We start from the raw sequence: 6000 nt of genomic DNA, 5'->3' as shown, positions 1-6000 counted from the left end.
AGGGTGACAAATCGGCAGGATGGCCGATTTGCACGGCGCGGCCGCCCGCAAGGGCGAACCACAGGGAGGTGGTGAGTGAAAAGCAGGGATGCTTTTCATCAGCATTTTGAGCCCTTGAGCAACGCGCGTATGGCGGCGCGCCGTAGTTTGAAGACAGCTTCTAAGTTAATGGTTCCAGCGACTTCGATAATCGCGGCGTTTGTCGTTCGCGATCCATTCCGCGGTCTCTTTATAGCGTTTTTTACAACGGGATAGCATCGCCGGCTCTCGCCGAGATGTCGGATAAACGCGCGGCGGTTCGAGTCGAACATTTACGTTTGAAGATCGGTTGTGTTCTCGGATTTCATCAATCCGGGGAATATGGGTTTGTATCAGGCAAAGGAGCAAGCGATATGACGGGCGAAGTGCAAGAACCGAAACCGCCGTTTCCGGAACAGCATTTGGAACGGCCGGAACTGGAGTCCGATCTGGAGCCTCGGCCGAGATATTCGGCGCCGCTCTACAAGGGGGCGGGCAAACTCAAGGACAAGGTCGCGTTGGTGACGGGGGGCGATTCGGGAATAGGCCGGTCCGTCGCCATGTTGTTTGCGCGAGAGGGGGCGGATGTCGCCATCCTCTACCACGAGGCGCATTCCGACGCCGAGGAAACGAAACAGGCGGTCCAAGCGGAAGGACGCAGGGCCATCGTCATCTGCGGCGACGTCAAGGATCCGTCTTTTTGCCGCCAAGCCGTGGAGCGGACCGTTCAGGAGTTCGGCAAGCTGAATATCCTTGTGAATAACGCGGCGTACCAGAAACACCGAGAGAGCCTGGAGGAGATATCGGAGGAGCAGTGGGATCTGACGTTCAAGACCAATATCTACGGCTATTTCTACATGACCAAGGCGGCGCTGCCTCATCTCAAGGGGGGCGACTCCATCATCAATACGGGCTCGATTACCGGGCTTGAAGGCAACGCCGGTCTTTTGGATTACTCGGCGACCAAAGGCGCGATCATCGCTTTCACCAAGTCGCTGGCGCAGAATCTCGCGGAAGCGCGGATCCGGGTGAATTGCGTCGCTCCGGGGCCGGTTTGGACACCTTTGAATCCCGCGGACCAGCCGCCCGAAAAAGTGGCTAAATTCGGTATGCAGACCAAATTCCAGCGACCGGCCCAGCCGGAGGAAATCTCGCCGGCTTACGTGTATTTCGCGTCCGAGGCGGATTCGAGCTATGTCACGGGCGAGGTGCTGACCTTGTTGGGCGGAAATAGCCGCGCGGGCTGAGTTTGCTTTTTTCTGGCGGGGTTTTCCACAAGCATTGGAAAACCCCGCCCACTATAGGACCGCGACATATCCGCTCAAGGCGCGGCGGAAATCGCTTTGACCAGGTCTCCGACCTTGGCGGTGTCGAGACTGGTCGCCAAATCGCCCTGGCTTACCACGCCGACCAGCTTGTGCGCCTCGATGACCGGCAAGCGCCTGACTTTGTGGTCGATCATCTTGCGCAGCGCGCTATCGATGGAGTCGTCGGCATCGACCATGACCGGCGTGCCCTGAGCGAACTCTCCTGCGGTTGTTGTCGCGGGATCCCGATCTTCGGCCAGAACCTTCACCACGATGTCGCGGTCGGTCAGCATGCCCTTGAGGCGCTTGTCGTCGCCACAGATGGGGAGTGCGCCGATGTCCAACAGCTCCATGCGCTTCGCGGCTTCGATGATCGTTTCGTGCTCGCCGATGCATTCGGCGCCGCTGGTCATGATTTCCCGTACCTTTTTCATACTGTTCTCCTATGTGTCGGTTCAGTTATTGCCCGGAGTCGGGCGGTCTCGGAGTGAGCGTTTGCTCTCTTTGTTTACGGTGTTGCCGTGAGCGGTCGGTGTCGTCCGCTTCTCCGCCTTCATGCGATGGGCCGACGGTATCGGCTACGTAAGCGTTGCGTTCGCCTAAAGGTTCTGGCTCGCCCTCGGTGGTGTCCTGCTTGGTTTGATGCTCCATTTCGGCGTTGAGTTCGGCGCCCAGGAGCACGACGTAAGCCGTAAGGTAAAACCACGTGAGCAGAATGACGATGGCGCCGACGGAGCCGTAAGTTTCGTTGTAGTTTCCGAAGTTGGACACATAAAAAGAGAACAGTCCCGAGCCTATCAGCCACAACACCACTGCCAGCACGGCTCCGGGACTGACCCATTGCCAGCGGGGCTTATCACGGCTGGGGCCATAGTGGTAGATGAAGGCCAGACCGAGGATGAAAGCAAGGCCCAAGAGCGGCCAACGCAAGAGCGAAAACAGGAATGACAGAAAGCCGCCGAGCCCAGTAAAGCTGAGGAATGCAGGCAGGCCGATAATGAGGCCCATCGCTAAAACAGCGAAGAGGATTCCGCCGAAGGTGAATCCTAAAGCCAAGCCGTTCAGTTTTAGAAAGCTCCGTTTCTCCTGCTCGTTATAGACGATGTTCAGCGCGGTAATCAGAGAATTGATGCCCTTGGCGGCGCTCCAGACCGCCACTGCTAACCCTATCAGGACGCCTATGCTCAACGTGGAATTGGCATGGCTGGCGATATCGCTCAACTGCCTGCTCAGTAGCGCGTGCGCCTCCGGAGGGACAATGGTCGCCAGCGCCTCGATTTCTTTCTGAACGTCGGCGGGATCGGCGACCAGGCCATAAATGCCGACCATTACCGCCAAGGCGGGGAAAATCGCCAGCAGCGCATAGAATGCTACGCCGGCTGCCACAAAGGAGATATTGTCGCGGATGACCTCGTCTTTAACACGGTAGGCTATATCGCGCCATCCCGTAAGCGGAATATCCCAGGGGCGCGTTGCCGTGCGACCTCGGTCATCGTAAGCGGACGCGTGAGTCGATGTTGGCATCCGTAGTACCTCCCTGAACAATTCGGAAATCGAGTTCTATCGTCCGATGCTGTGGGAGTCGATCCCGCAGCATCGGCTTTTACATTCGTCGCACTATGTCCGTCGCTCGTTATGGGCATTCGCCATGACGCACGGTGAACGTGCGTCATGGCTTTCTACCTAGGCTATCCGGAGCTTACGGTGTTCTCGGGGAGTCGTAGCCGGCTCCGTGGCCCATAGACCCGGAGAGCCGTCGATCGCCCATGCCCTGCCGGCGCTCTCCCGTAGGCGCCATTCGCGTGGCGGCTCCGACCGTTTCGGCCAAGAATCCCTTGCGGCGGTCGCTGATGCTTCCCCGCCGTTCGCCCATCGGTGACCCGCTTGTAGAAGCGCCGGCCGCTGCCTCGCCTCCCGTGCTTCTGGTAACTCCACCCATACCTTCGGTGGTGGTGCCGCCGGCAGTGGTACCTCCCACCGTGGTACCCGTGGTGGTACCTCCGGCTGTGGTGCCGGCCCCGGTTTGGCCTCTTTCCATATCGCGACGTATTTCGCCCGACATCGAGCCGGCAGTGATCGGGCTGCTTTCGGCTTCGGTCGGACCCTCGTGCATCGGACCGGCGGTAACCGGTCTGCGTTCGACTTCGGCCGCGCCCTCATGCATGATTTCCCGGCCGGTTTCGCGAGCCTGGTGGATCAACTGATCGCTGGTCTCGCCCATCATTTCGTCCTCCATGCGCGTGCGGGGCATGGCGGCACCGAGCGCCGCTCCGATGGCAATTCCCAGCGCCCCCAAGACCAAGGGTTGTTCTTGAACAAGGTGTTGATACTGGTCTTGCACCGTGTGGCCGAGGCGTACGGCCTGATCCTGCGCTCTATGGGTGACTTCTCCGGCTTTTTCGCGGGCGCTGCTCATGGCGCCTCCGACCGAGTGGCGAACCTGGCTCGCCTTTTCGCCGATCTTTTCACGGGCATGGCTAACGGTCTCCGATACCGTGCCTTTGGCGTGTTCCAGTTTTTCTCCCATGGTTTCGCCCATGGGTTGAGTACCGGAACTCTGTATTTCGCCATGCATGCTATGCATGCCTTCCATCCCGGAAGATGTCCCCATGAATCGAGAGGGGCGCCGGTGGCCTTTGGCGCCGCTACGACCCGATACCGCCAGCCAGGTGAGCCCGATTCCGAGCAGAGTTATCGGGATCGGATTCTCCTTGACGACGTTCCCGGCATTCGAGCCGAACCGCCGCAAGTTTTCGGTTATCCGGTCAGCGCTGCCGTTTCCGTCCAGGTAACCCAAGGCTTGGTCCAAGAGTTGTCCGGGTGAAAACCTCTTTTGAATATTGTCCAGAGTGTGCGCCATTTGGTTCCGTGTCCGCTCGATGTCGTTTTCGATCTGTTCGGGCCTTCTGGTCTCATCATGTGTAGCCATAACTTTCTCCATTTCGTTTGCTTAAGAGCGCGCATCCCAGTCTTCGCGTTTGAAGGAGGGCGCTCTAAACCTATTGTTGTCAAGCTGTCCTTTTCGATAGACAGTCAACCGACTCGCGTAAAGCCTCCGAGAAACGGTTACATCCGCGCAAGACGCTCTTCGATCCAGGCTCGGTGCCTGCGCTCGTCCGCCAGGTTGCGCTGAAGCACCGGACGGGCTTGAGGCAAAATGTCGGTACGCTGGAGTGCCTGGCTGTACGCTTGGTTGGTGTCGTCCTCGTTGGATTTCATGGCCTGGAGAATGCCTTTGTCGCCGGCAATATTGCCGATGATGACCTTGCCTTGAGTCAAAACCGCTTTGAAATCGGCTTCGATAGGCGGCACCCGGCCAAGATCGCGCACGATATGACTGAGTTCCTGAATATGACGCTGGTGATCGCTCATGAACTGACCGAGCTGATCGCCTATAGCGCCATCGTCGAGCCGCTTGATTGCCGCCTCATACGCGGCGACGGCATCAAAGTCGAGCTCGATCAGATTGGTCAGCGTATCGATGAAAGAGTCCTCATTTCCAATTAGGGTAGGCATACGGTTCCTCTGCAATCACCATGTCAAATACGAATCCCTTCCTGAACGATTACGAATCACTTCATGTGCTCACGCAAAACTTCCGAGTCTTTGCGGAGTGACTCGCCGGATTTCTTCGGCATCAGGTTTTTGGCTTTAAGATTGCTGCGGCCTTTTTGCAGCAACACCAAGCCCACGATAAGGACTATCGAGCCGATGATAAGAGGCGACAACCACGGGTTATCGACGGCGACCGTTCCCATGATGTCGTTAAGTCCGGCGACCGCCGCTAGCAAGAGCACCAGGAATCCCGCGAACAGGACGGCGCCGCCGGCCGTCAGCGAGCCAACCCCGGCACCCGCTTCGGACACCTTCTCGGAAAACTCGGCCTTCATTAACTGACCCTCTTGACGGACAAGAGTCGATAACTCCCGCGTAAAGTCCGTTACAAGCCCGGCAAGCGAGGGATCTTTCTTGCCCGTAACTTCATCTGGTTGCATGACAGCATTCCTCTGAATAATGGTTGGGCCGGCGCTTTTCGCGCCGGACATTTCGCGTGCGACGCATGCGGCCCTTTCGGAGTCGGAAGCCTTAGTGGGTGTATCCGGATTCGGCTCCCATGCGCTCCTTGGAGCTGTACGCGGACTCGCCTTCTCTCCGTTCCGCGGAGCTTTTGAAAAAGCGCGAGAGCATGAATCCGGCGAGTACACTTCCTCCGAAGAAAACTCCCGGATTTCGGCGGGCAAAGTTCTCCGTCTGCCTGACCATGGAGCGGAGGTCACCCTCGCGAATGGTATTGACCATTCTGTCGAGAGTTCCTGCCGCACGATCGATATAGCGGGCGGTCGTAGGCTGTTCGCGCTCGTTCAACTGCTGAGCGGTTCGATGCAATGCCTCCGCCATGCCGCCGACTTCCGCGGCTGCCGCGTTGCGCTGTCCCTTGAACAAGGATTCTCCCCGCTGCTTGGCTTCTTCCTTCAGCCGTTGCATTTCCTGCTTCATCTGGCCTGCCGCTTCCTTGGCCTCGGTCTTAATATCCGCCGAGCCGCCGGAGGTACCCATGCCAGTACCGGACTGAGTTGAGGAGGGAGGTTTATGGGTGCTTAAATCGGTATCTACGTTAGCCATAACATCACCTCATATCGCGATGGTTGATAATTAACAAAGTATTCCCTTAAAT

At 58.0% G+C, this 6000-nt stretch carries 7 protein-coding genes; 1 reads left to right on the top strand and 6 read right to left on the bottom strand.

Annotated elements, in window-relative coordinates; translation table 11 throughout:
* Positions 1 to 392 precede the first annotated feature (392 nt).
* Positions 393 to 1265, top strand: a complete 873-nt coding sequence (locus VEB01_RS02360; protein WP_324872501.1) for an SDR family oxidoreductase — start codon at positions 393 to 395, stop codon at positions 1263 to 1265.
* Between the two features lie 74 nt (positions 1266 to 1339).
* On the opposite strand, the gene VEB01_RS02355 is transcribed toward VEB01_RS02360, so the two are convergent.
* The 6 genes from VEB01_RS02355 to VEB01_RS02330 all read right to left on the bottom strand — a co-directional run bounded on the left by VEB01_RS02355 (position 1340) and on the right by VEB01_RS02330 (position 5948).
* A complete protein-coding gene (locus VEB01_RS02355) occupies positions 1340 to 1759 on the bottom strand; it encodes a CBS domain-containing protein (RefSeq protein WP_324872500.1) in 420 nt (139 codons plus the stop codon).
* Positions 1760 to 1784: 25 nt separating this feature from the next.
* Positions 1785 to 2849: a YihY/virulence factor BrkB family protein gene (locus VEB01_RS02350; protein WP_324872499.1), complete on the bottom strand. Its 1065-nt coding sequence runs from the start codon at positions 2847 to 2849 to the stop codon at positions 1785 to 1787.
* 175 nt (positions 2850 to 3024) lie between these two features.
* Entirely contained in the window at positions 3025 to 4254 is a 1230-nt protein-coding gene (locus VEB01_RS02345) for a DUF3618 domain-containing protein (protein ID WP_324872498.1), read from the bottom strand.
* Positions 4255 to 4391: 137 nt separating this feature from the next.
* Positions 4392 to 4841 carry a ferritin-like domain-containing protein gene (locus tag VEB01_RS02340; protein WP_324872497.1) on the bottom strand — a complete coding sequence of 150 codons (450 nt, stop codon included), beginning with the start codon at positions 4839 to 4841 and terminating at the stop codon, positions 4392 to 4394.
* A gap of 56 nt (positions 4842 to 4897) precedes the next feature.
* Entirely contained in the window at positions 4898 to 5320 is a 423-nt protein-coding gene (locus VEB01_RS02335; RefSeq protein ID WP_324872496.1) for a phage holin family protein, read from the bottom strand.
* A gap of 91 nt (positions 5321 to 5411) precedes the next feature.
* Positions 5412 to 5948: a hypothetical protein gene (locus VEB01_RS02330; protein ID WP_324872495.1), complete on the bottom strand. Its 537-nt coding sequence runs from the start codon at positions 5946 to 5948 to the stop codon at positions 5412 to 5414.
* Between the last annotated feature and the right edge of the window lie 52 nt (positions 5949 to 6000).

Origin of the sequence: Methylocaldum sp. (genome assembly GCF_035627495.1) — a bacterium.
Lineage (GTDB): Bacteria > Pseudomonadota > Gammaproteobacteria > Methylococcales > Methylococcaceae > Methylocaldum.
The sequence above is the reverse complement of the archived record's forward strand: the minus strand, read 5'-3'. Positions and strand labels throughout refer to the sequence as shown.